The sequence below is a fragment of the Bradyrhizobium sp. CSA112 genome (genome assembly GCF_029051645.1).
In the GTDB taxonomy this organism is placed as follows: Bacteria; Pseudomonadota; Alphaproteobacteria; order Rhizobiales; family Xanthobacteraceae; genus Bradyrhizobium.
In genome coordinates this window covers 143,662-169,308 of record NZ_JAACFS010000009.1, presented here as the reverse complement: position 1 = coordinate 169,308, position 25,647 = coordinate 143,662, and the positions used below count along the sequence as shown (strand labels likewise).

Sequence of the window (25,647 nt, the reverse complement as noted above, 5' to 3'; positions counted from 1 at the left end):
GGTGTATCTCGATGCTAAAAGATAGAAAAAGCAAGGAGCCAACATGACGAGCGACTTTCCCGCCGGCAATTACCGCTTCATTCCCGCCGTGTTCCAGTATTCGGGCGGTGTCGCCGCCAATCCTGGATTTGAGATCGAGCGGGTGCGCTTCGACAAATGGCTGCCGCTGGCCGAAGGTTTTGCGCGGATCGCAAGCTACATAGAGGCGGCGGGCAGGCCGCTGACGTCGTTCTGTGCTTGTGAATTACGGTCGCCGGCGGCATTCACCGACGAGGGGTTCCGCAATTTCAACCTGCACTACGTCAAGACGCTTAGCGAATGGGGCGTCTATGACGGTACGATCAATCCGGTGGCGCGCAGCAACGTCTGTCCGGAGATCGATCCGCCGGCCGAGCCGTCGTTCTACGCCTTTTCGTTTACGCGCCCGAACCAGGGTGCGATGCCGAGTTTCGTGATCGCAGGCAGCGGCGAGTCGCAGGAAGGCAACGCGAGCTATGCGGAGCGCACGGTCCGTTACCGGGACGTCAGCCCTGAGGGCATTGCAGAGAAGGTCCGCTACGTCGCCGGCGTGATGGAGCGGCGCATGGGCGAGTTCGGGTTCGGCTGGAAGGATGCGACCGCGGTGCAGACCTACACAATCCACGACTTCCACCACGTCTTTACTGACGCGCTGGTTCGCCGTGGCGCCGCGCGTTCAGGCCTGACCTGGCATTTCGCGCGGCCGCCGGTGATCGATCTCGAGTATGAGATGGATTGCCGGAGGGTGTTGCGGGAGGTGGTGATCTAACCCCTCATCCTGAGGAGCGGCGCTTGCGCCGCGTCTCGAAGGATGAGGCCACAGTGGGCCTCATGGTTCGAGACGGCGCTATGCGCCTCCTCACCATGAGGGACTTATACTCACCGCTCCCTCGGGTCCAGCGCGTCGCGCAGGCCGTCGCCGACCAGATTGAACGACAGCACGACGAGGAAGATCGCCAGTCCCGGCCAGATCGCCATCCACGGCGCATTGGTGAGGAAGCGTTGCGCGACGTTGAGCATGCTTCCCCAGGATGGGGCCGGGGGCTGCTGGCCAAGGCCGAGAAAGGACAGCGCGGCTTCCGCGATGATCGCGGCAGCGATCGACAGCGTCGCCTGCACCAATAGCGCCGGCATGATGTTGGGCAGGATGTGAAACAACGCGATACGCCAGCGCGGATTGCCCATGGCGCGCGCGGCCTCGACGTAATCCTCGACCTTGACGCTCATCACCTGGCCGCGGGTCAGCCGCACGAAGATCGGCGTTGCCGATATGCCGATCGCGATCATGGCGTTGCCGAGGCTGGGGCCTAAGAATGCGGCCAGTGCAATCGCGAGGATCAGGAACGGGCAGGCCAGCATTGCGTCCGTGATGCGGCTGATCAGGGCATCGATGAAGCCGCCACGATAGCCCGACAACAGGCCGAGCGGCACGCCGATCGAAAGCGCGATCCCGACCGAGATCGCGCCGGCCAGCAGCGACGCCCTGGCGCCGTAGATCACGCGCGCAAGAATGTCGCGGCCGAGCTCGTCGGTGCCGAACCAGTGCAGTGTGGAAGGCGGCTTGCGCACCAGCGACCAACTCGTCGCGATCGGCTCATAAGGCGAGATCAGCGGCGCAAACAACGCGAGCAGCACGAAGGTTGCGATCACGGCAAGGCCCGCCACCGCGCCCTTGCGTTTGAACAGCCGCCGCAGCGCGCGCCGTGCGGGGCTCTCGAGTTCGTCGGAGATCGCAATCGGTATCGCACTGAGCGTGGTATTGGTCATGGCCTACGTCCTCAGCCGCGGGTTGACGAGGACATAGGCGATGTCTGCAATGAGGTTGAGCGTGATGTAGATCGTCGCCGTCGTCAGCACGACGCCTTGCACGACCGCATAGTCGCGGTTGAACACCGCATCGACGATCAGCTTGCCGAAACCCGGAATCGAGAAAATCTGCTCGGTCAGCACCGCGCCCGACAGTAGCGTACCCAGCTCAAGCGCGCCGAGGGTGATGATGGGCGTCAGTGCGTTGCGCATGGCGTGCTTGAGAATGACGGAACGCTCGGAAAGGCCCTTGGCGCGGGCGGTGCGGACGTAGTCGCTTTCCAGCACCTGCAGCATGGCGCTGCGGGTGTGCCGCATCAGGATCGCTGCAATCGCATTGCCCAGCACGAAAGCGGGCATGATGGTCGAGGCAACGCTGGCGCGAAAATTCTCGGTCGGCGGCACATAGCCCGATGCCGGCAGCCAGCCGAGCTCGATCGAGAACAGGAAGATCAGCATGATGCCGAGCCAGAAATTCGGCGTCGAGATGCCCCACAGCGCAAAGAAATTGGCGCCATAGTCCCAGGCCGTGCCCTTCTTTACCGCCGAGACGATGCCGGCGGGAATGCCGATCAGGAAAGCGATGATGATCGCCATCGATGCCAGTTGCATCGTCACGGGAAGTTTCTGCGCGATCAGCTCACGCACCGGCACCTTGTTGCGCAGCGACTCGCCGAAATCGCCCGATAGCACGCCCTTGACCCAGTAGACATATTGCACCGGCACCGGCTGATCGAGCCGGTACTGCTGGCGGATCTGCGCGATGACGTCAGGGTCGCGTTCCTCGCCCGCCATTACCAGCGCCGGATCGCCCGGCAGCAGTTGCTGCAGCGAGAAGATCAGCACCGACACGAAGAACAGCGTCGGAATGAGCTGCACGATGCGCCGCACGAGGAAGTTCAGCATAGCGCTATCCGTGTCCCGGGCGCGGTGCAATGCGAAGCGTTGCGCCGCAGAACCGGGACCCATGTCCCACAGGAAATAGGTCCCGGCTTAGCATTGCACCGCTTGCGCGCTGCAATGCATCCGGGACACGAGAGCGAGAGAACGCTGCTCACTTCAGCTTCAGCCCAAGCACCCGCACCAGCCCGTCCGGCATCTGTTTGTAGCCCTCGAGCTTGGTGGTATGCGCGATCAGGATACGGCGGTGATAGATGTAGAGCAGCGGCTTCTCCTCGAGCACGATCTTCGCAAGTTTTTCATAGATCGCCTTGCGCTGCGCCTGATCGGTGACGAGGCGGCCGTCATCGAGCGCCTTGTCGGCCTCCTTGTTGGACCAGCCGCTGTAGTTCTGCGGTGCGTCGGTCTTCTGGAAGACGTAGGAATTGCCGTCCGGATCGATCCGCCCGCTCCAGGCCAGCAGATAGGCCTGATATTCTCCGGCCTCGGCCTGCTTCAATGACGTCGCGAACTCGGTGACCCGGAGCTTCATGTCGAAACCCGTCTCCGCCGCCATCGACTGAATCACTTGAGCGGCTGCTTCGGTTTCTGCTCCCTTTGACACCATGAAGTCGACGCTGATCGGCGTCGTGATGCCCGCTTCCTTCAGCAGCGCCTTGGCTTTGGTTACGTCGCGTTTCGGTATCGGAAAGGCCTTCTGGTAATAGGGATGGTCGGGGTTGATCCATTGGTTGCCGGGTTTGAACTCTCCATTGGACACCACCTGGCTGATGGCGTCGCGGTCGAGCGAGAGCTCGAGTGCCTGTCGCACCTTGGCGGACTGGCTGAGCGGCCCCTTGGCCTTGTCCTTGCCGACGTTCAACGTCACACCCTGATAGCCGAGCTCGATCGCGCTGGACAGTTTGAGCTTCGAGTCCGACTGCACCTCCTTGAGATCTGTCGCGAGCACCCGTTCGATCAGGTCAAGGCCGCCGGATTTCAGGTTGGCAAGGCGGACGGTCGCGTCCACCAGCGGCAGATAGACGATACGGTCGATATGGATATTGTCCTTGTTCCAGTAGTCGGCGAATTTCTCGAACACCATGCGGTCCTGCTGCACGCGTTCGACGAACTTGTAAGGACCAGCGCAGACCGGGCGCAGTCCGAACTTGTCGCCGGCCTCTTTTGCCGCCTTGGGCGACACCATCATCCCCGCGCGATCGGTGAGCTGCGCGACCAGCGGCGAGTAGGGGGCCTTCAGCGCCAGTTTGATGGTGAGGGGATCGACGACATCTATGTGATCGACCGCCGCCAGTTCCGGCTTTCGGAACGAGCCCGGAAATGTCAGATGGCGCTCCAGCGAAAACTTTGCAGCCTCCGCGTTGAAGGCCTCGCCGTCGTGAAACTTGACGCCGGGCCGGAGCTTGATGGTGACTTCCTTGCCGTCGGCCGACGTCTCGTGGCTCAGCGCGAGCTGCGGCACGATGTTGAGCTTTTCGTCGATGTCGAAAAGCTTGTCGCAGAACGAGGCGAACACGATGCGGCCGACATAGGTGCGTGCCATGGTCGGGTCGAGAATATCAGGATCCTCGGCGAGCCCGATCCGAAGCGTCGTCTGGGCCTGAACGGTTGCCGGAAGCGACAGCAGCAGCGCCGCCGCGGTAACTGCCAAACGAAAAATTTTCATTGCTGCCATCCCCTTATTCACGATTACGCCATTGGCCGTGACTCTGACATATCAACCCCGGCGCGGCTTGCGCCTTCCGTGCCACCGCTAAAGGCGGCGACCAATTTTTCCAGCACCGGCGAAAAATCGCCATCGGCAGGAATGATGGCCTCGGCTGCCGGCAGCTCAGTCGTGCGGTGGCACGCCGTGGCATGTCCTGTGCCGTCGGAGAGCAGCGGCGGAACCTCGACGCGGCAGCGCTCGATGACGTAAGGGCAGCGGGTATGGAAGCGGCAGCCGGAGGGCGGATCGAGCGCGCTCGGCAACTCGCCCTCCAGCACGATGCGGCTGCGCTTCGCCTGGGGCTTGGGCACGGGAATGGCCGACAACAATGCGCGGCTATAGGGGTGCCGCGGGGCGGCGAACAGCGCCTCGGCGTCCGCGGTCTCGACAATGCCGCCGAGATTCATCACGGCGACGCGGTCAGCGATATGCTTCACGACCGCAAGATCGTGTGAGACGAAGATATAAGCGAGACCGAGCCGGTTCTGCAGGTCGCGCAACAAATTGAGGATCTGCGAACGGATCGAGACGTCGAGCGCGGATACCGGCTCGTCGCAGATGATCAGCTTCGGCTCGACCGCCAGCGCCCGCGCAATCGCAATGCGCTGGCGCTGGCCGCCAGAAAACTCGTGCGGATAGCGGCGGGCAAAGCGCGGCTCGAGCCCGACCAGCCGCAGCAGCTCCTCGACCCGCTCGCGCCGGCGCGGAGCCGGCACCAGATCGTGCAGCGCCAACGGCTCGGTCAGAATCTGGCTGACAGTCATGCGCGGGTTGAGCGACGCATAGGGATCCTGAAAAATGATCTGCGCATCGCGGCGGAAGGCGCGCAACGCGTTGGCGCCGAGCGCGCCGAGGTCCCGGCCTTCGAAGCGAACGGTTCCCGCATCCGGCTCGATCAGCCGCAGCACCAGCCGGCTCACGGTGGATTTGCCGCAGCCGGATTCGCCAACCAGCGCCAGCGTCTTGCCGGCCTCGACGGTAAAGCTGACGCCGTCGACAGCTTTCACGTACGCGGTGGGCCGGCCGAACACCGAACGCGCGGCGACGAAATGCTTCACGAGGCCTTCGACTTCGAGAAGGGCGGTCATTGCTGACGCTCCTCGTGTCCCGGGCGCAGCGCAGCGCGCAGCGTTGCGCTGCAGAACCGGGACCTGCAGGAGGAGACACTGAAAATGGGCCCCGGTTCAGCAGTGCACCGTCGCGCTTCGCTTGCGCTGCACCGCGCCCGGGGCACGAAAGCTGAGAATGAGGTCGTCATGACACCAGTCGCTCCAGCGGTGCCCGGATGCAGCGCGAGGCGTGACCGTGGCTCACCATCGCCAGCGGCGGCGGTGCAGCGGTGCAGATCTCGATGACAAAGGGGCAGCGGGCGGCAAAGCGGCAGCCGGAAGGCGGGTTCGCCATGTTCGGCACCATGCCCTCGATCGTCGCGAGATGTGCGGTGCGGCGGCCGAGCCGTGGAATCGAGCCGAGCAGGCCGACGGTGTAGGGATGTTGCGGGTTGGCAAAGAGCTCGTCGACCGGCGCGCGCTCGACGATCTCGCCGGCATACATGACCGCGACCTCGTCGCAGACCTCAGCGACCACGCCGAGATCATGGGTGATCAGGATGATCGCAGCGCCGCTTGCGGCTTTCAGCTCGCGCATCAAATCGAGGATCTGCGCCTGCAGGGTGACGTCGAGCGCGGTGGTCGGTTCGTCCGCGATCAGCAGGCGCGGGTCGCAGGCCAGCGCCATCGCGATCATCACACGCTGGCGCATGCCGCCGGAAAGCTTATGCGGATATTCGTCGATCCGCTTGTCGGGCGAGGGAATGTGGACGCGGCGCAATAGCTCGATGGCGCGCTCGCGCGCCTGTCGGCGCGAGCCGCCGCGATGGCGCAGGATTGTCTCGGTGATCTGGTCGCCGATGGTAAAGCTCGGATTGAGCGAGGTCATCGGCTCCTGAAAGATCATCGCGAGCCGGTTGCCGCGGAGGTCGCGCAGCGTGTCGTCGGGGACGTCGAGCAGATCGAAGCCGTCGAAGCGGATCGAGCCGGAGACTTCGGCTGAATGTTTCGACAAAAGTCCCATGATGGCGAGCGAAGTCACGCTCTTGCCGCAGCCGGATTCTCCGACGAGGCCCAGCGTCGCGCCATTGGCCACGCTGAGGTCGACGCTGTCCACCGCGTGCGTGGTGCGGCCGTCATCGCCGTGGAATACGACGCGCAGGCCCTCGATTTCGATCAGCGGGCTCGCGCTCATGCCTTGCCCGCCGTCGCCGCTTGAACGCTGGCATCGATGACGGCGCGGTCGGTGATCCCGGCCGGGTTCTTGCGCGTCGGCAGGAAGGGACGAAAATGCACCCAGCGCTCGCGGCTCACCTGTTCCAGCCGCTCGAGCTCAGTGAGCGGATCGGCGTGGTCGTCGACGCGCAGGTCGAGATCGGACCATTCCTCCTCGCCATGGATCAACAGCGCCGCGGATTGCTTGCCGCGCTTGTCGCCGCCGGCGGCCTCGCCGGCTTTCATCGCCGCGATCAGCCGTTGCGCGAAGGGCAGTTTGGCGTTGCCGAGATAAGCCTGTGCGGTGTCGTCGAGCACGGCGGCGCCAGCCAGCATGTTGCCGGCGAGGGAAAAGCCGTCGCCCTGGATATGCCCGCACCAGTCGATGCATTCGGCTCCGGTATGCGCAGCGATCCGCCCCTTGATATCCATGACATGCAGTTGCCGGCTCTCGCGGCCGTCGTCGGCGGCAATCAGCGCGTCCACCACCTCGCGCGGGTTGCGCCCTTCGCGCAGCAGCCTCACGCCGTCGATGCCGTAATAGGGATTGACCAGCGCCTGCGTCGCGATGCCGCCAATGCCGGGTGCGATATGCGGCACCCGCGCGCCGACCGCAAAAAACCTGGTCGCAACCGCGATGCCGAGTTGGCCGGTTGAGGGATCACGGGCGATGATCGACCAGGTCATCTTGTCTCGTTCCTGTGAATTACCGGCCTGCCGCGTAGCCTTGCATGCCCCTGGGATTGGCGGCGGCGCGGCGGCGGCGGCCGACCCTGGAGGCTGCGGTGAGGCGGCCTTCCGACCATTCGGGACCGATTTCGACGACATGGCCGCGGCCCTTCAGCGTGTCGATCGTCGCCTTCGGCACGCGGCTTTCGAGCACGAGCACGCCGGGACGCGCGGTGCGCGGCCAGAACGAAATCGGGAAATGTTCGGAGTGCCAGGCCGGCGCGTCGATCGATTCCTGCAGGTTCAGTTTTGCATGGACGTGCCGGAGAAAGAATTGCGTGGTCCATTGATCCTGCTGGTCGCCGCCGGGCGAGCCCCAGGCCATGTACGGCTCGCCATCGCGTAGCGCCATGGTCGGCGAGAGCGTGGTGCGCGGGCGCTTGCCCGGCGCCAGCGCCGCCGGGTGGTCTTCTTCCAGCCAGAACATCTGCGCGCGGCTGCCGAGGCAGAAGCCGAGTTCGGGAATGACGGGTGAAGATTGCAGCCAACCGCCGGATGGGGTCGCCGAGACCATGTTGCCGGCCTGGTCGATAATATCGAAATGAACGGTATCGCCACGCACCTCGCCGAAACGGCCGACCGTCGGCTCGCCCGCGCCCATGGCGCCAACCGCCTCGCGGTGACCTTCGGCGCGGCGCAGCTTCACCACCGAGCCGAAACCTTCGACCGAGCCGGGGAGGAAGTCGAGCGAGGCCTTGTCTTTCGAGATCAGCTTGCGGCGTTCGTCATTGTAGGCGTCCGACAGCAAGGTCGTGATCGGGATGTCCGTGAACTTTGGATCGCCGTAGAATTTTTCGCGGTCGGCGAAGGCGAGCTTTGCGCATTCGATCTGCAGATGGATGAAGTCGGGGCCGGCGGGATCGAGCCCGTCGAGCTCAAAGCCCTTCAACAGCGCGAGCTGCTGCAGCATCACGGGGCCTTGGCTCCAGACGCCGGGCTTGCAGACGGTGTAGCGGCCATAGTCGTAGGTGAGCGGCGCCTCGACGGTCGGCTGCCAGCGCGCCATGTCGTCGGCGCTTAGCACGCCGCGATGCGGCGAGCCGGAGACGTCCATCACGTCCTGCGTGCGGCAGAACCTGTCGATCGCTTCCGCCACAAAACCCTGCGACCAGGACTTTCGCGCGCGTTCGATCTGCGCGACGCGATCGGAGCCGGCGCTTTCGGCCTCTTTGAGGATGCGGGCGTAGGTTTCCGAGAGCTGCTTGTTGGTGAACAGCGTGCCGGGCCTCGGCACTTCGTTGCTCGGCAGGTACACCGCCGCCGAGGTGGTCCAGTGCTTCCTGAACAACTGCTCGACGACCTGGATGGTTGCGGAAGCGCGCTCGACCAGCGGATAGCCGTCGCGGGCGTAGGCGATTGCGGGCTCCAGCACCTCGCGCAGCCGCATCGTGCCGTAGTCACGCAGCAGCAGCATCCAGGATTCGAACGTGCCGGGCACGCAGGCGGCGAGAAGGCCGGTGCCCGGCACCATTTCCAGGCCTTCGCTCTTGTAATGCGCGATGGTGGCCTTCGCAGGCGCCGGACCCTGGCCGCAGATCACTTCGGTACGGCCGCGCTTGGTGTCGTGCACAATGATCGGCACGTCGCCGCCGGGACCGTTCAGATGCGGCTCAACCACCTGCAGCGTGAAAGCGGTAGCAACACCGGCATCGAACGCGTTGCCGCCTTTTTCCAGAATGCTCATACCGACCGCGGTGGCGATCCAGTGGGTGGAGGTGACCACGCCAAAGGTGCCTTCGATTTCCGGTCTTGTGGTGAAGGGATCGGGGTTGATGTTGCTCATGGGAATCCAATGCCGTGCTGGTATCGCGATGCCGGTGCACTTGACCACAGGCGAAGCTGGATGCCAACCGGTGGCATGCCACGCATTGCTCCCATCCCTGTGATCATATCGCAGCGGCGGCTTCAACCGGATGGTTGACGGCATGGCAGGCGACGCCGTCGATCAGCGCCGGCGCCTGCCGGCGGCAGAGATCGAAGGCCAACGGGCAGCGCGGATTGAAGGCGCAGCCGGGCGGCGGATGGATCGGATTGGGGATTTCGCCCTTGACCGGAATCCGCTGGCGGCCGGACATCGCGAGATCAGGAACCGCGCCCAAGAGCATCTTGGTGTAGGGCATTCGGGGATTGGCGAACAGCTCGCGGCCTTCGGCAATCTCGACGATGCGGCCGAGATACATCACGCCGATGCGGGTCGCCATATGGCGGACCACGGCGAGGTTGTGGCTGATCAGGAGGTAGGTCAGGCCGAACTTGTCCTGCAGGTCGCGCATCAGATTGAGGATCTGCGCCTGCACGGAGACATCGAGCGCCGAGGTCGGCTCGTCGCAGACGATGAATTCGGCCTCGGACGCCAGCGCGCGCGCGATCGCGATGCGCTGGCGCTGCCCGCCGGAAAATTCGTGCGGATACTTCAATCCGTCATCGGGATGCAGCCCGACGAGGTTCAACAATTCGCCGACGCGCATGCGGATGTCGCGCTCGCCCTGGATCAGATCGAAGGCGCGGATCGGTTCGGAGACGATGGCATCGACCCGGAAGCGGGGATTGAGGCTCGCATAGGGATCCTGGAAGATCATCTGGATGCGGCGCCGCAGCCGCTGCCGCGCCTGTGCCTGTCTGGCACTCGTCATCGACACGCCGTCGATGATCACTTCGCCCGAACTCGGCGGCAGCAACCCTACCACCATCCGCGCCACGGTGGTCTTGCCCGAGCCGGACTCGCCGACGAGCGCGAATGTTTCGCCCTTCTTGATATCGAAGGTCACGCCGTCGACGGCTTTGAGGAATTCGAGATGGCCGCCTTCGAGGACGCGGTTGAGCCATGGCTTCGAGACGTCGAACACGCGGCGTAAATTTCTGACATCTACAAAGGGCGGACTCATGCCGCGGTCTCCTTCGCCGCTTCACCGGGCGCGGTATCGAAGAGATGGCAGGCCACGGCGTGCGAGCCGTGCTTGAGCGGCTCCGGCCGATCGACGCGGCAGCGGTCGAACGCAAAGGCGCAACGTGGATTGAACGAGCAGCCCGGCGGAATCGCCGACAGCCGCGGCATCGAACCCGGAATCTGCACCAGCCGCTTGTCTTCGCCGGCCAGCGTCGGGATCGCGCCCATCAGGCCCTTGGCGTAGGGATGCAGCGGGTTCTGCACGACATCCTGCACCGGGCCGATTTCGGCGATCCGGCCCGAATACATCACCGCCACGCGGTCGGAGGTCTCGGCAATCACGCCCATGTCGTGGGTGACCAGCATGACGGCGGTGCCGTAATCGCGGCCGAGCCGCTTGATCAGCGAAATGATCTGCGCCTGCACGGAAACGTCGAGCGCGGTCGTCGGCTCGTCGGCAATGATCAGCTCCGGCTCGGCGCAGATCGCAAGCGCGATCACGACGCGTTGGCGCATGCCGCCGGAGAATTCGTGTGGGTAGGCGTCGATGCGTTTCTCCGGCGCCGGGATTCCAACTTCGGCGAGCAGATCGATGGCGCGTTTGCGCGCCGCCGTCTCCGAAAGATTCAGGTGGGTCCGGATCGTCTCCACGATCTGGTCGCCAATACGATACAGCGGATTGAGGCTTGTCAGCGGATCCTGGAAGATCATCCCGATCCGCTTGCCCCGGATGCGGCGGATTTCTTCCGGCGGCAGGTGATCGATCCGGGTGCCCGACAGGTAGATTTCGCCACCGGCGATGCGGCCGGGCGGGTCGATCAGCCCGATTACGGCAAGGCCGGTGACTGATTTGCCGGCGCCTGACTCGCCGACCACGCCGAGCACTTCGCCCTTGGCGATGTCGAAGGACACGCCATTGATCGCGCGCAGCGTGCTGCGGCGGGTGAGGAATTCCACCTCGAGGTTACGCACGGAGAGGACAGGCACGGTCATCGGAGCTTTGGATTGAGCGCGTCGCGCAGCCAGTCGCCGAGCAGGTTGATGGAGAGGATCAGTCCCGCCAGCGCAATGCCGGGGAAGGCGACGATCCACCATTCGCCGGCGAACAGGTAGTTGTTGCCGATCCGGATCAGTGTGCCGAGCGAGGGCATGGTGTCAGGCATGCCGGCGCCCAGGAACGACAGCGTCGCCTCGGTGATGATGGCGAGCGCCAGATTGATGGTCGCGATCACCAGGATCGGCCCCATCGTGTTGGGCAGCACGTGCCGGAAAATGATCTTCGGCGCGGGAAGGCCGATCAACTGCGCGGCCGCGACATAGTCCTTGTTCTTCTCGACCATAACCGAGCCGCGCACGGTGCGGGCATACTGCACCCAGAAACTCAGGCCGATCGCGACCACCAGCACCGCCAGCGTACTCATGGCGTCGAGCCGGTTGCCGAACACGGACTTGGCGACACCATTGACCAATAGCGCGATCAGGATCGCAGGGAAGGTGAGCTGCACGTCGGCAATGCGCATGATCAGTCCGTCGACGGTGCCGCCGAAATAGCCTGCGATCAGCCCGAGCGTGATGCCGAGCGTGCCGGCAAGCACCACGCCGAGCACGCCGACCACGAGTGAAATCCGCAAGCCATAGAGAATGGCCGAAAACACGTCGCGGCCCTGTTCGTCGGTGCCGAGCAGGAACGGGCTCTGACCTTCGGCGGTCCACAGCGGCGAGATCCGCGAGTTCATCAATTGCAGTTGCGCCGGATCGAACGGGTTCTGCACCGACAGTTGCGATGCAAAGATCGCCAGCAGGAAGAACAGAATGGTGACGGCCGCCGCGACCATGGTCATTCGTGAACGGCGGAACGAATAAAAGATGTCGCTGTCGAGCGCGCGCTTGAGCCAACCCGGGCCGGAGCGCGACGCTTGCGCGTTCGGCTCTAGTCGGTGAGGGACTACGGCGTCAGACATCTGGTGTCTTTCCTAAGCCGGACGGCTGATGGTCGAGCGCAGGCGCGGATCGACGATGGTGTAGAGGATGTCGACAACCAGGTTGATGGTGACGAAGATCAGCGAGACCATCAGCAGGTAGGCGGCCATGATCGGGATATCGACATTCTGGACGGCCTGCACGAACAACAATCCCATACCAGGCCATTGGAAGACGGTTTCGGTGATGATGGCAAATGCAATTACCGAGCCAAACTGCAGGCCTGCCACAGTGATAACGGGAACCAGCGTGTTCTTCAGCGCGTGACCGAAATGGATCGCTCGGGTCGTCAGGCCGCGGGCGCGGGCGAAGCGAATGTAATCGGTACGGAGCACTTCGAGCATTTCAGCGCGCACCAGCCGCATGATCAGGGTCATCTGGAACAGGCCGAGCGTGATCGAGGGCATGATCAGCGCCTTGAGGCCGGAGAGCGTCAGGAGGCCGGTGGTCCACCACCCGATCCGCACCACATCACCGCGCCCAAATGAAGGCAGCCAGCCCAGCGTGACAGAGAACAGATAGATCAAGAGAATGCCGATCAGGAACGTCGGCAGGGAGATTCCGATCAGAGACACGGCCTGGAAGAACTTTGTGAGAATGGTATCGCGCCGCAGCGCGGAATAGACGCCCATGAGGATGCCGAAGACCATGGCAAGAACGGTGGCGCAGGCGGCGAGTTCCAGCGTCGCCGGCATCCGCTCCATCAGCAGGTTCGAGACCGGCTGGCGGAACTGATAGGACACCCCGAACTTGAACTGCACGGCGTTGCCAAAATAGCGGGCGAACTGCACCGGCACCGGATCGTCCAGACCGAGCGATTTGCGCACCGCTTCGCGCTCAGCGGCCGGCGTATCCAGCGAAACGATCTGGTTGACGGGGTCGCCGGCGAAACGGAACATCGAGAAGGCGATGACGCCGACCGCGATCATGACGCCGATGGCCTGGATAGCGCGGCGAAGAGTGAAAGCGAGCATGGATTCCTTTCACTGCTTTCTCGTGCGGCGGCGCAAGTCGCTGTCGCCTCGAAAAGAAAGGTCCCGGAAGCCACTAAGCCGCCGGGACCTGGTGCTGACGCCTGACTAGTCCTGTTTGGTCGCCCAGTAGAGCAGGACCTGATTGTCGGCGCGCTGGCTCAGCTTGACTTTTTTCGACACGCCCCAGGCCAGCGCCTGCTGGTGCAGTGGGATGTAGCCGAAATCCTTGGCCGCGATCTGGAAGGCTTCCTTGATCAGGAGGTCGCGCTTGGTCGTGTCGGATTCCTGCAGCACCTTGTCGGTGAGCTCATCGAGCTTCTTGTTGCAGTAGCCGCCGAGATTGGCCTCGCCGCGACTGGATTTCGGATCATCGCGGCAGCCCATGATATCATACAGGACGTTGTGGGAGTCGAGCGTGCCGGGAGTCCAGCCGAGCAGGTAGAACGAGGTCTGGTAGCCGCCGGGCTTCAGCACCTTGGCGAAATACTGCGCCTTGGGCTGCGCCAGCAGTGTCACCTTGACGCCGATGCGGGCCAGCATGCCGACGACAGCCTGACAGATCGCGGCGTCGTTGACATAGCGGTCGTTCGGGCAATCCATCGTGACTTCGAATCCGTCGGGATAGCCGGCTTCGGTCAGAAGCTTCTTGGCGCCGTCGGGATCGAATTTCGGCCGCGTGAAGTCGCCGGATAGTTTGAACAATTGCGGTGCGATCATCAGCGCCGAGGGCGTCGACAGGCCGCGCATGACGCGGGTTTTGATCAGTTCGATATCGATGGCCTTGAAGAAGGCCTCGCGCACCTTGACGTCCTTGAACGGGTTCTTGCCCTTGACGTTAGAGTAGAGCAGCTCGTCGCGGACCTGATCCATGCCGAGGAAGATGGTGCGAAGTTCAGGTCCCTTCAGCACCTGGGCGTTGGGGCTGGAATCGACCCGCGAAATATCCTGGATCGGAACCGGCTCGATGACGTCGACTTCGCCCGACAGCAGCGCGGCTACGCGGGTCGCATCCGAACCAATCGGCGTGAAGACGATTTCTTTGATGTTGTATTCCGGCTTGCGCCACCAGTTGGGATTGGCCTTGAACACGGTCTTGACGCCAGGCTGATGGCTTTCGACCGAGAAGGCGCCGGTGCCATTGGCGTTGAGCGAGGCGAAGCTCGGCGTCGTCGCCGCGGCGGGCGTCGGGTCGACGGAATTGTTCGCCTCGGCCCATTTCTTGCTCATGATGTACCACGTATCCCATTGCGAATTGAGAATGGGATTAGGCGAGGTCAGGATGAAATCGACCGTGTAATCGTCGACCTTGACGACCTTGGTATCGGGAGCAACGCGGGTCTGCAGGTTCGAGCTCTTTTTGCGTACGCGGTCCGCCGAGAACAACACATCATCGGCGGTGAAGGGATCGCCGTTGTGGAATTTCACGCCCTTGCGCAGATGGAACCGCCAGCGTGTCGGCTCGGGCGTTTCCCAGCTCTCCGCCAGCGCCGGGATGATCTTCAGATCCTTGTCGCGGGCGGTAAGGCCCTCAAAGACCTGCCCGAGATGCGCATGGGTCGTGCTCTCGTTCAGCGTGTACGGGTCAAGCGATTTGAGATCGCCCTGGTTGGCATAGCGCAAGGACTGGGCCAATGCCGGGGCCATCGCCAAGGCAAGAATGGAAGCCGTGGCCGCTGCAAGCAAACTCCGACGTACCGACATTTGTTCAATTTCCCCGCTTTGATCGCCAATTTCCGCAACTGGCGGCGGATATTGCCGAGCCATGTTGCCAAAGTCCAGCCGCCGCGCAAGCATCATTATCCTGCACCGCGTGCCGGTTTGCGCGGCGGTGCGGCAAAGACTAGTTTCATCTTAAGGCGCGCGCGCAAGCACGTGACATTAAACTTTCGGAGTGCCGGATGGCGGAACTGAAGGCCGACGTTCTCGTTCTGGGGGCGGGCATGGTGGGCGTCAGCGCCGCTTTACATCTGCAGAAGCGCGGCCGGAACGTGGTTCTGATCGACCGGCACGAGGTCGCCGGCGAGGAAACCAGTTACGGCAATGGCGGACTGATCGAATGCGCCTCGGTCTTTCCTTACATGTTTCCGCGCGATGTAGGCCAGATCCTGCGCTACGCGTTCCTTCGCGCGCCACAGGTGCGTTACCATTTCAGGGATTTGCCGGCCTTCCTGCCGTGGCTGACACGGTATTTCCTCGCCTCGTCGCCGGAGCGTGCACTGCACAGTGCGATGGCCGAATTGCCGCTGATCCAGCGCAGCCTGATCGAGCATGAGGCGCTGATTGCGGAAGCCAATGTTCCGGAACTGTTGCAGCGGTCGGGCTGGATCAAGCTGTTTCGCTCGGAGGTGACGCTTTCGGACGCGGTGCGGGATCTGGAGCGCGCCCGGCAGTATGGCGTGACGGGAGAAGTGCTGGACGGGCCGGCGATATCAGCGCGCGAGCCGCATCTGACCGGCGATTTCACTGGCGCAATCCATTTCCCAGCTCCGGGATTTGTGCCCGATCCCGGCGGGCTGGCCAAGGCCTATGCGGCGCTGTTCGGCCGCAAGGGCGGGCGCTATCTGGTTGGCGACGCCCGAACGCTCGAACCCTCAGGCGGACGGTGGCGGGTGGCGACGCTGGAAGGCACCATTACGGCGCGCGAGGTCGTGGTGGCGATGGGGCCGTGGTCCGACCAGATCTTCGCGCCGCTCGGCTATTCGATCCCGCTTCAGGTCAAGCGGGGCTATCATTTGCACCTCGAGCCGCGTGGCAACGCGGTCTTGAATCATCCCGTGCTGGACACCGATCTCGGCTATCTGCTGGCGCCGATGAATCGCGGCATTCGCCTGACGACCGGCGCGGAGTTTGCCCACCGCGATGCGCCGCCGACGCCGGTCCAGGTCGAGCGGGCCCTGCCGCGGGCGCACAGACTGTTTCCGCTCGGTGGGCCGGTCGACGCCAGGCCCTGGATGGGCGCGCGGCCCTGTCTGCCTGATATGCTGCCGGTTATCGGCAAGGCTCCCCGCCATGGCGGGCTGTGGTTCGATTTCGGCCATCAGCACCACGGCCTGACGCTCGGACCCGCAACCGGGCGCCTGTTGGCTGAAATGATGACCGGTGAAACCCCGTTTGCCGATGTTAGGCCTTTTGCCGTCGAACGCTTTGGTTGACCATATCGGAAATTGAGAGGGCCGGGGCCCGGCTCTTGTCCTTGCGTGACTCGGGCCATCGTGGCGATACTGCAGCAAGCCAGCAAAAGGAGCGGTCCATGAAAGTTAACGTCGAAATCGATTGCACGCCGCTGGAGGCCAGACAATTTTTCGGACTGCCCGATGTCTCGCCGATGCAGACTGCCGTGATGGACAAGATGCAGCAGCAGGTGATGGCCAACATCGAAAAGGTCTCGCCGGAGTCGCTGCTTCAAAGCTGGTTCACCTTCGATCCCAAGGTCGCTGAACGTTTCCAGGATATGTTCGTGACCATGGCCGGTCTCGGCGGCATGGCCAAGAAGGACAATAAATAGTGGCCCTCGCGGACGGCGGCGCAGCGACAAGCGAGCAAAGGCTTCAGCCGCCGAGCCTGTTCCTGATGCTGGCCGAGGCGAGGTGCTTGTTCGAACTGAATTCGAGCCTGCTGCTGTCGCCACTATTGTTGCGCGCGCCGAAGGGCGACGGGCATCCGGTGCTGGCACTGCCGGGCTTTCTCGCCAGCGATCTTTCGATGGCGCCGATGCGGCGCTACCTGAAAGAACTCGGCTACGACACCTATGCGTGGCACATGGGCCGCAATTTCGGCGGTGTCGCCTCCAAGCGTGGTGCGTTGCGCGACCTCCTGCGGCGCATTCACGAATCGACCGGCCGCAAGGTCAGCCTGGTCGGCTGGAGTCTCGGCGGCGTCTATGCGCGCGATCTCGCACTCCAGATGCCGGACATGGTGCGCTCGGTGATTACGCTCGGCAGTCCGTTTGCCAACGACATAAGGGCGACCAACGCCACGCGGCTCTATGAGGTGCTGTCGGGGGAGACGGTCGACGATAATCTGGAAATCCGCCAGGCGATCGCCGGTGACCTGCCGGTGCCGGCGACCTCGATCTATTCCCGTACCGACGGCATCGTGAACTGGCACACCAGCCTGTCGCGTCCCTCCGCGACGGCCGAGAACATCGAGGTGCACTTTGCCAGCCATATCGGGCTCGGCGTAAATCCCGCTGCATTGTGGGCGGTGGCCGACCGTCTGGCGCAGGCCGAGGGCGAATTTAAGCATTTTGACCGATCAGGACCATTTGCCATTGCCTACGGCCCCCCTGAAAATGCACAATCCTGAGCCTACGCCCTGAGCTTGAGGGCATAATCTCGAAAGGTCCCGCCCTGCAATTGATGCGGGATGGCTAGCGGTTTTCGGATATGCTCCAATAACAAAGACATTCCAGACGCCAGAAGCGCCGCCAAGGCGCCGCGTTTTCTACCGCGGGAGGAATAAATGGCGGACGCCAAGAAGCTGTCTTCGATGGACGCGTCGTTTCTGTATCTGGAAACGCCGGAGATGCCGATGCATGTCGGCAGCATGGCGATCTTCCGCCTGCCTGAGAACTACAGCGGCAACTTCTTCGAGGACTTCAAGGCGATGATCGCCTCGCGGCTGCACATCGCGCCGATCCTCAAAGCGCGGCTGGAAAAGGCGCCGCTCGACATCGATCATCCGTCCTGGGTCGAGGACGATCAATTCGACATCGACCGTCACATTTTCCGCGGCAGCTTGCCCGCGCCTTACGACCGCGCGACGCTGGAACGCATCGTCGGCTGGATGCACGCCAAGCTCCTGAACCGCGCCCGGCCGCTGTGGGAGTTCTATGTCTTCGAGGGCATGAAGGACAACGAGATCGGACTCTATTCCAAGATGCACCATGCCTGCATCGATGGCGGTGCAGGCGCGGCACTGACCAACATGATCTATGACGTCACACCGGTGCCGCGCGTGGTCGAGAAACCGCTTCCGCAGGCGAAAGGCGGCAACGAGCCGCGCGACATCGCCGCCAACCTGATCGATTCCTATCAACAGCTCTGGCGTCAGCCGTTCGACGGCTCGTCGACGCCGAAGACCCTCGATCTGCCGCGCTCGGGCAAGAGCGATCTCGGATCGATCCTGTTCGACAACGCCATGTTCCAGATCGAAAGCGCGGTGAAATTCGCCGGCAGCATTCCCGCGATGCTCAAAAGCGTCTCTGACGTGGTCGGCAAGATCTCCGACCCGAACTCGCGCGACAGCATCGCCAGCATGGTTTCGCCGTCGACGATTTTGAACAAGGCGATTTCGTCGGAGCGCAGTTTCGCCGGCACCTCGATTTCGCTATCGCGGGCCAAGGCGGTCGCCAAGGCATCCGGCGGCAAGCTCAACGACGTGGTGCTGGCGCTGTCCTCCGGCGTGGTCCGGCGCTATCTATTGGAGCGCGGCGCGTTGCCCGCGAAGTCGATGACGGCCGCGGTGCCTATCTCGCTGCGCGAGGAGGGCAACACCGAGGCCAACAACCAGGTGTTCGGCATGATCTGCTCGATCGCCACCAATATCGAGGATCCCAAGGCGCGGCTGGAGGCGATCATCGCGCAGTCCACCAAGTCCAAGGAGATGTCGCATCCGCTGCGGGCCTTCATGCCGCAGGTCTCCAACGTCTCGATGCTGGGTGCGCCGATTCTGGTGCAGATCCTGGCGCTGCTCTATAGCCGCTCGGACTTGTCGAACGTATTGCCGCCGTCGGCCAATATCACAGTGTCCAACGTGCCGGGGCCGCGGCAAACGCTGTACGCCGCGGGCGCGGAATTGCTGCACATTTTCCCGGTGTCGATCTCAACCCATGGAATCGCGCTCAACATCACCGTGCAGAGCTATCGCGACCAGCTCGATTTCGGCTTCATCGCGGGCGCCAACATCATTCCGCATGTCCAGGTTATGTGCGACATGCTGCCGGTCGAATTCGAGGCGCTGGAGGCGGCGTTCGCGCCGCCGCCGAGCATGACCCGCGCGGCTGAATAGGGGCTTGTGATGATTGACATGCCGCCGCTGCAGTTCGCTCAGACGAATGGTATTCGCATGGGCTACTATGAGGCAGGGCCGAAGTCGGACACGCCGCCCGTCATCCTCTGCCACGGCTGGCCGGAAATCGCTTTTTCCTGGCGTCACCAGATCAAGGCCTTGAGCGAGGCCGGCATCCGGGTAATCGCACCGGATCAGCGCGGCTATGGCGCGACCGACCAGCCCGAGCCGGTCGAGGCCTACGACATGGAGCATCTGACCGGCGACCTCGTCGGGCTGCTCGATCACCTGAAGATCGACAAGGCGATCTTCGTCGGCCACGACTGGGGCGGCTTCATCGTCTGGCAGATGCCGCTGCGTCATCCAGGTCGCGTGGCCGGCGTCATCGGCGTCAACACGCCGCATTGGGACCGCACGCCAGCCGATCCGATCGAGCTGTTTCGTCAGCGCTTCGGCGACAAGATGTACATTGTGCAATTCCAGGACCCTGGCCGCGAGCCTGACAGGATTTTCGCAAGCCGCGTCGAGCAGACCTTTGATGCGTTCATGCGCAAGCCGGTGGCGCGCCCCGAAGGTACACCGGAGGAGCAGCCGATTGCCGGCATCGGCGCGTCGCCGCGGCTCAATCTGGCGTTTCCGCAGATGATCGCGAACTACGATGCCAAGCACGATCCGCGCACGCCGATCCTGTCGCCGGAGGAAAAGAAGGTCTTCGTCGATACTTTCACCAGGACCGGCTTCACCGGCGGCATCAACTGGTACCGCAATTTTTCGCGCAACTGGCAACGCTCGAAAGGCCTCGACCATACCGTCCGCGTGCCGTCACTGATGATTATGGCCGAGAATGATGCGGTACTGCCGCCATCGTCCGCCGACGGCATGGAGAAGCTGGTCCCCGATCTGGAGAAGTATCTCGTGCGCGGCAGCGGCCATTGGACACAGCAGGAAAAGCCGGACGAGGTCAGCGCCAAGCTGATCGAATGGCGTAGAAAGCGATTTGGATAGAGCTGAAGAAGCTAACCCATCGTCATTGCGAGGAGCGAAGCGACGAAGCAATCCATTCTTTCGTTTGCGGCACGATGGATTGCTTCGCTTCGCTCGCAATGACGGTGAGAAGAGACAGGGCAGGAGACACGACCAAGATGGCGTCCCCCAATAAACTTAGTCCGATACCGCATCCGCCGAAAAAGCCCGTCGTCGGCAACATGCTGTCGCTGGATCCGAACGCGCCGGTGCAGCATCTGGTGCGGCTGACCAAGGAACTGGGTCCGATCTTCTGGCTCGACATGATGGGCGCGCCGCTTGTCATCGTCTCTGGCCATGACCTGATCGACGAGCTTTCCGACGAGAAGCGCTTCGACAAGGCGGTGCGCGGTTCGCTGCGCCGCGTCCGCGCCGTCGGCGGCGACGGATTGTTCACCGCCGATACCAATGAGCCGAACTGGAGCAAGGCGCACAACATCCTGCTGCAGCCGTTCGGTAATCGCGCGATGCAGTCCTATCATCCGAGCATGGTCGATATCGCCGAGCAGCTCGTCAAGAAATGGGAGCGGCTCAACGCCGATGAGGAAATCGACGTCGTGCACGACATGACGGCGCTGACGCTCGACACCATCGGGCTCTGCGGCTTCGACTACCGCTTCAATTCGTTCTACCGCCGCGACTACCACCCGTTCGTTGAATCGCTGGTGCGCTCGCTCGAGACCATCATGATGACCCGCGGCCTGCCGCTGGAATATCTCTGGATGCAGAAGCGCCGCAAGACGCTCGCACAGGACGTCGCCTTCATGAACAAGATGGTCGACGAAATCATCGCCGAGCGCCGCGGCAGCGCCGAGGTCGTCGAAGGCAAGAAGGACATGCTGGGCGCCATGATGACCGGCGTCGACCGCGCCACCGGCGAACAGCTCGACGACATCAACATCCGTTACCAGATCAACACATTCCTGATCGCGGGCCACGAGACCACCAGCGGACTGCTGTCGTGCACGATCTACGCATTGCTCAAGCACCCCGACGTGCTGAAGAAGGCGTATGAAGAGGTCGACCGGGTGCTCGGACCCGATATCAACGCCAGGCCGACCTATCAGCAGGTCACGCAGCTCACCTACATTACACAGATCCTGAAGGAGGCGCTGCGGCTATGGCCGCCGGCGCCGGCCTACGGCATCGCGCCGCTCCAGGACGAAACCATCGGCGGCAAGTACAAGCTGAAAAAGAATACGTTCGTCACGGTGCTGGTTATGGCGCTGCACCGCGACCCAAGCGTCTGGGGTCCGAACCCCGATGCGTTCGATCCCGAAAATTTCAGCCGCGAGGCCGAGGCCAAGCGTCCGATCAACGCCTGGAAGCCGTTCGGCAACGGCCAGCGCGCCTGTATCGGCCGCGGCTTTGCGATGCACGAGGCGGCGCTTGCGATCGGCATGATCCTGCAGCGCTTCAAGCTGATAGACACACACCGCTATCAGATGCACCTGAAGGAAACGCTGACGATCAAGCCGGACGGCTTCAAGATCAAGGTGCGGCCGCGCGCCGACAAGGATCGTGGCGCCTTCGCCGGCCGCGCAGCGGTCGCCGCAGCCGCCTCGAATGCTGCGGCAGCGCCGCAGGCGCGGACCCGCCCGGGACACAACACACCGCTGTTGGTGCTCTACGGCTCCAACCTCGGCACGGCGGAAGAATTGGCGACGCGGGTGGCGGATCTGGCCGAGGTCAACGGCTTTGCGACGAAGCTCGGCACGCTCGACGATCATGTCGGGAAGCTGCCGGAGCAGGGTGCGCTGCTGATCTTTTGCGCTTCCTACAACGGCGCAGCCCCTGACAACGCGACGCAGTTCGTCAAATGGCTGGACAGCGGCCTGCCGAAGGACGCGCTCGCCAAGGTCCGCTACGCCGTGTTCGGCTGCGGTAACAGCGATTGGGCCGCGACCTATCAATCCGTGCCGCGAATGATCGACGATCAGTTGGCGGCGCATGGCGCGCGCAGCCTCTATGCTCGCGGCGAGGGCGATGCGCGCAGCGATCTCGACGGCCAGTTCGAGAAGTGGTTTGCGGCGGCCGCGCCCGCGGCGATGAAGGAGTTGGGTGTCGATTCCAGCTTTACCCGCAGCGCCGACGATGCGCCGCTCTATTCGATCGAACCGGTGGCGCCGTCGGCTGTTCACGCCATCGTGGCGCAGGGCGGCGTTGCTCCGATGAAGGTGCTGGTCAATTCCGAGCTGCAGAACCAGGCCGGCGCCAATGGTTCCGACCGGTCGACCCGCCATGTCGAGGTGCAACTGCCGCCCGGTATTACTTACCGCGTCGGCGACCATCTCAGCGTGGTGCCGCGCAACGATCCGGCGCTGGTCGATTCCGTTGCGCGCCGCTTCGGCTTTTTGCCGGCCGACCAGATCCGGCTGCAGGTCGCAGAAGGGCGCCGCGCGCAATTGCCGATCGGCGATGCCGTCTCGGTCGGCCGGTTGTTGACCGAGTTCGTCGAGTTGCAGCAGATCGCGACCCGCAAGCAGATCCAGATCATGTCGGAGCACACGCGCTGCCCCGTCACCAAGCCGAAGCTGCTCGCATATGTAGGCGACGACGACGCCTCTACGGAGCTTTACCGCGCCGACGTCCTGGCCAAGCGCAAATCGGTCTTCGATTTGCTGGAGGAGCATCCGGCCTGCGAACTGCCGTTCCACGCCTATCTGGAGATGCTGTCGCTGCTGGCGCCGCGCTATTATTCGATCTCGTCGTCGCCGTCGGGCGATGCGGCGCGTTGCAGCGTCACCGTCGGCGTCGTCGAAGCGCCGGCAAGTTCGGGACGCGGCGTCTACAAGGGCGTCTGCTCGAACTATCTCGCCGGCCGCCGCGTCGGCGACAACGTGCATGCGACCGTGCGCGAGACCAAGGCCGGCTTCCGCTTGCCCGAAGATCCGGCGCAGCCCGTGATCATGATCGGTCCCGGCACCGGGCTGGCGCCATTCCGCGGCTTCCTGCAGGAGCGCGCGCACCGCAAGGCACACGGCGCCAGGCTTGGGCCGGCGATGCTGTTCTTTGGCTGCCGGCATCCCGACCAGGATTTTCTCTACGCCGATGAGTTGAAGGCTTTTGCCGCCGACGGCATCACCGAACTGCACACCGCCTTCTCGCGTGCCGACGGGCCGAAGACCTATGTGCAGCATCAGGTCACGGCGCAAAAGGATCGCGTCTGGAGCCTGATCGAGCAGGGCGCGATCGTCTATGTCTGCGGCGACGGCGGCAAGATGGAGCCGGACGTCAAGGCCGCGCTGGTTGCGATCTATCGCGAAAAGTCCGGCGCCGACGCTGACGCCGGCCTGCGCTGGATCGACGATCTCGGCACCAAGAACCGCTACGTGCTGGATGTGTGGGCTGGTGGGTAAGCTCTATCTGTCGTCCCTGCGAACGCAGGGACCCATAACCACAATCGTTTGTTGATGCACTGGGTTGTAGCTCCAGCCATCGCCAATTTGGCTGCGGTGGTTATGGGTCCCGGCTCGCGCTTCGCTTGGCCGGGACGACGGCTACTAGCCGATCATGCTAAAAGCCGCCGCATGATTCCCTGGGAAAAGATCGACACCACCCGCATTCCCGGCACCGATGGCGAGCTCCGCCTCATGCGCCGCGGGAAAGAATTCTCCATTATGCTCGGCACCAACGAGCTGATGAACAGCCGCCTCTCGGGCTCCGAGGCGGCGCTGGCGACCCTAGCGGCAAAGAAGATCGAGAAGCTCGCAAGCCCGCATATGCTCATTGGCGGCCTCGGCATGGGTTTTACGTTGCGCGCGGCGCTCGCCGTTCTCGGCAGCAAGGCAAGGATCGTGGTGTCGGAATTGGTGCCGGCCGTTGTCGCCTGGGCGCGCGGCCCGATGGCGGAAATCTTTGGCGACAGCCTGAATGATCCGCGCGTGACCATTCGCGAAGCCGATGTCACCGAAATCATCCGATCGCATCGTTCAAAATTCGACGCCATTCTGCTCGACGTCGACAATGGGCCGGAAGGGCTGACCCGCAAGGCCAACGATGCGCTCTATAGCGGGGCCGGATTGAACGCGTCGCGCACCGCGCTGCGGCCGGGCGGCGTGCTGGCGGTCTGGTCTTCGGGGCCCAATCCGGCGTTCGCAAAACGCCTTCAGAGCGCGGGCTTCGACGTCAATGAAGTCAATCTCCGCGCAACCGGCAAAGGCCGCGGTGTTCGCCACGTCATCTGGATCGCAACAAAGAGCTGAGAATTAAACGCCTCAACTCTCACCGTCGTCCCTGCGAACGCAGGGACCCATACGCCGCGGCCAGCCTGATGAAATGCAATGGTTGCCGCCTTGCTTAACCCATCGCCCCCGGGTGGTTATGGGTTCCTGCTTTCGCAGGAACGACGGTGAGAGGTTACGCCGCCTTCGCCGCCGCGCCATGCGCGTGCTTGTCGATGGCGTCGATGATCTGCGGCCACATCGGGATCGGCAGCGCGTGGCCCATGCCTTCGATCATCAGGAGCTTTGCGCCGGGGATCGACGCCGCCGTGTCCTTGCCGCCTTCGGGGCGTACCAGCGGATCGACGGTGCCGTGAATGACCAGCGTCGGGATATTCACCTGGCCCAGCCGTTCCTTGCGGCTGCCGGACGCCAGCACGGCGCGCAACTGCCGGCCGACACCGGCGGGATTGAGGCCGCGCTCGTAGGTGCGGGCGGCGCGCGCAGGGTCGAGCGCCTCGTCCTCGGGAAACGAGCCGACGCGCAGCACTTTCCAGGTCTTGGCGAACCGCTCGAAATATTCTTCCCTGGTCTTCGGCGGCGGCGCCATCAGCACAGCGGAGGCCTCGCGGGTCGGCGGCGGTATCTTGGGGTTACCCGTCGTCGACATGATCGAGGTCAGCGACCGCACCCGCTGCGGGAACGAGAGCGCGATTTCCTGCGCAATCATGCCTCCCATCGACGCGCCGACCAGATGCGCCGACTTGATTCCGAGCACGTCCATCAGGCTGACGGTGTCCTTGGCCATGTCGATCAGTTTGTAGGTCGACGCGATCGGGATCTTCAGGAACCGCAGCTTGAGCAATTCGAACGGGGTCAGCCTCCCGCCGCCGGAAAGGTGGGAGGATTTGCCGATGTCGCGGTTGTCGAAGCGGATGACGCGAAAGCCGCGCGCGGCCAGCTGACGGCAGAAATCGTCATCCCAATGGATCATCTGGGCGCCGAGGCCCATGATCAAGAGCAGCGGTTCCGCGGCCGGATCGCCGAAAATTTCGTAGCAAATGTCGATGCCGTTGGCGCGAGCAATCTGTGGCGGCTGATGGGCGAGCATCGCGTGTGTCTTCCCTTGGGTGACCTGAGCTTTGAGTAACTATGGCATGGTTTCCCGCACCGCAGAAGGCTTTGC

The 25,647-nt window shown here is 63.4% G+C and carries 21 protein-coding genes; 8 read left to right on the top strand and 13 right to left on the bottom strand.

What is annotated here, in order from left to right:
• Nucleotides 1–43: 43 nt before the first annotated feature.
• Nucleotides 44–787 (top strand): hypothetical protein, encoded by a 744-nt coding sequence (locus GWE18_RS18555; RefSeq protein WP_275187144.1) that lies wholly within the window; start codon nt 44–46, stop codon nt 785–787.
• Nucleotides 788–897: 110 nt separating this feature from the next.
• Here the strand turns inward: GWE18_RS18555 and GWE18_RS18550 are convergent, their stop codons facing one another.
• The 12 genes from GWE18_RS18550 to GWE18_RS18495 all read right to left on the bottom strand — a co-directional run bounded on the left by GWE18_RS18550 (nt 898) and on the right by GWE18_RS18495 (nt 14,967).
• A complete protein-coding gene (locus GWE18_RS18550; RefSeq protein WP_275187143.1) occupies nt 898–1,785 on the bottom strand; it encodes an ABC transporter permease in 888 nt (295 codons plus the stop codon).
• A 3-nt stretch (nt 1,786–1,788) separates the two neighbouring features.
• Nucleotides 1,789–2,730 carry an ABC transporter permease gene (locus GWE18_RS18545; protein ID WP_275187142.1) on the bottom strand — a complete coding sequence of 314 codons (942 nt, stop codon included), beginning with the start codon at nt 2,728–2,730 and terminating at the stop codon, nt 1,789–1,791.
• A 148-nt stretch (nt 2,731–2,878) separates the two neighbouring features.
• Nucleotides 2,879–4,390, bottom strand: coding sequence for an ABC transporter substrate-binding protein (locus GWE18_RS18540; RefSeq protein ID WP_275187141.1), 1,512 nt, complete (start codon nt 4,388–4,390; stop codon nt 2,879–2,881).
• A 23-nt stretch (nt 4,391–4,413) separates the two neighbouring features.
• Nucleotides 4,414–5,520 carry a dipeptide ABC transporter ATP-binding protein gene (locus GWE18_RS18535; protein ID WP_275187140.1) on the bottom strand — a complete coding sequence of 369 codons (1,107 nt, stop codon included), beginning with the start codon at nt 5,518–5,520 and terminating at the stop codon, nt 4,414–4,416.
• 166 nt (nt 5,521–5,686) lie between these two features.
• Entirely contained in the window at nt 5,687–6,676 is a 990-nt protein-coding gene (locus GWE18_RS18530; protein WP_275187139.1) for an ABC transporter ATP-binding protein, read from the bottom strand.
• The gene (locus GWE18_RS18525; RefSeq protein ID WP_275187138.1) at nt 6,673–7,383 is read right to left on the bottom strand and encodes a DUF1028 domain-containing protein; all 711 of its coding nucleotides are present in this window, start codon (nt 7,381–7,383) and stop codon (nt 6,673–6,675) included. The genes GWE18_RS18530 and GWE18_RS18525 overlap by 4 nt, the downstream gene beginning before the upstream one ends.
• A 19-nt stretch (nt 7,384–7,402) precedes the next feature.
• Entirely contained in the window at nt 7,403–9,208 is a 1,806-nt protein-coding gene (locus GWE18_RS18520) for a gamma-glutamyltransferase family protein (protein WP_275187137.1), read from the bottom strand.
• Between the two features lie 103 nt (nt 9,209–9,311).
• Nucleotides 9,312–10,310: an oligopeptide/dipeptide ABC transporter ATP-binding protein gene (locus tag GWE18_RS18515; RefSeq protein WP_275187136.1), complete on the bottom strand. Its 999-nt coding sequence runs from the start codon at nt 10,308–10,310 to the stop codon at nt 9,312–9,314.
• Nucleotides 10,307–11,305 carry an ABC transporter ATP-binding protein gene (locus GWE18_RS18510; protein ID WP_275187135.1) on the bottom strand — a complete coding sequence of 333 codons (999 nt, stop codon included), beginning with the start codon at nt 11,303–11,305 and terminating at the stop codon, nt 10,307–10,309. Before GWE18_RS18510 ends, GWE18_RS18515 begins: the two co-directional genes overlap by 4 nt.
• Nucleotides 11,302–12,273 carry an ABC transporter permease gene (locus tag GWE18_RS18505; protein WP_275187134.1) on the bottom strand — a complete coding sequence of 324 codons (972 nt, stop codon included), beginning with the start codon at nt 12,271–12,273 and terminating at the stop codon, nt 11,302–11,304. The genes GWE18_RS18510 and GWE18_RS18505 overlap by 4 nt, the downstream gene beginning before the upstream one ends.
• A gap of 12 nt (nt 12,274–12,285) precedes the next feature.
• Complete coding sequence (locus tag GWE18_RS18500; RefSeq protein WP_057854029.1) at nt 12,286–13,266, bottom strand: ABC transporter permease; 981 nt, start codon at nt 13,264–13,266, stop codon at nt 12,286–12,288.
• Nucleotides 13,267–13,371: 105 nt separating this feature from the next.
• The gene (locus tag GWE18_RS18495) at nt 13,372–14,967 is read right to left on the bottom strand and encodes an ABC transporter substrate-binding protein (protein ID WP_275187133.1); all 1,596 of its coding nucleotides are present in this window, start codon (nt 14,965–14,967) and stop codon (nt 13,372–13,374) included.
• A 197-nt stretch (nt 14,968–15,164) separates the two neighbouring features.
• On the opposite strand from GWE18_RS18495, the gene GWE18_RS18490 reads away from it, so the two are divergent.
• The 7 genes from GWE18_RS18490 to GWE18_RS18460 all read left to right on the top strand — a co-directional run bounded on the left by GWE18_RS18490 (nt 15,165) and on the right by GWE18_RS18460 (nt 24,503).
• Nucleotides 15,165–16,418: an FAD-dependent oxidoreductase gene (locus tag GWE18_RS18490; RefSeq protein WP_275187132.1), complete on the top strand. Its 1,254-nt coding sequence runs from the start codon at nt 15,165–15,167 to the stop codon at nt 16,416–16,418.
• A 98-nt stretch (nt 16,419–16,516) separates the two neighbouring features.
• Nucleotides 16,517–16,771, top strand: a complete 255-nt coding sequence (locus GWE18_RS18485; protein WP_275187131.1) for a DUF6489 family protein — start codon at nt 16,517–16,519, stop codon at nt 16,769–16,771.
• Nucleotides 16,772–16,836: 65 nt separating this feature from the next.
• Nucleotides 16,837–17,571: an alpha/beta hydrolase gene (locus GWE18_RS18480; protein ID WP_275187187.1), complete on the top strand. Its 735-nt coding sequence runs from the start codon at nt 16,837–16,839 to the stop codon at nt 17,569–17,571.
• 156 nt (nt 17,572–17,727) lie between these two features.
• Nucleotides 17,728–19,275 carry a wax ester/triacylglycerol synthase family O-acyltransferase gene (locus tag GWE18_RS18475; protein WP_275187130.1) on the top strand — a complete coding sequence of 516 codons (1,548 nt, stop codon included), beginning with the start codon at nt 17,728–17,730 and terminating at the stop codon, nt 19,273–19,275.
• Nucleotides 19,276–19,284: 9 nt separating this feature from the next.
• Complete coding sequence (locus tag GWE18_RS18470; protein ID WP_275187129.1) at nt 19,285–20,280, top strand: alpha/beta hydrolase; 996 nt, start codon at nt 19,285–19,287, stop codon at nt 20,278–20,280.
• 137 nt (nt 20,281–20,417) lie between these two features.
• The gene (locus GWE18_RS18465; RefSeq protein WP_275187128.1) at nt 20,418–23,657 is read left to right on the top strand and encodes a cytochrome P450; all 3,240 of its coding nucleotides are present in this window, start codon (nt 20,418–20,420) and stop codon (nt 23,655–23,657) included.
• A gap of 171 nt (nt 23,658–23,828) precedes the next feature.
• A complete protein-coding gene (locus GWE18_RS18460) occupies nt 23,829–24,503 on the top strand; it encodes a spermidine synthase (protein ID WP_275187127.1) in 675 nt (224 codons plus the stop codon).
• A gap of 154 nt (nt 24,504–24,657) precedes the next feature.
• Here GWE18_RS18460 and GWE18_RS18455 read toward each other — a convergent pair whose 3' ends face one another.
• Nucleotides 24,658–25,572, bottom strand: a complete 915-nt coding sequence (locus tag GWE18_RS18455) for an alpha/beta hydrolase (protein WP_275187126.1) — start codon at nt 25,570–25,572, stop codon at nt 24,658–24,660.
• Nucleotides 25,573–25,647 lie beyond the last annotated feature (75 nt).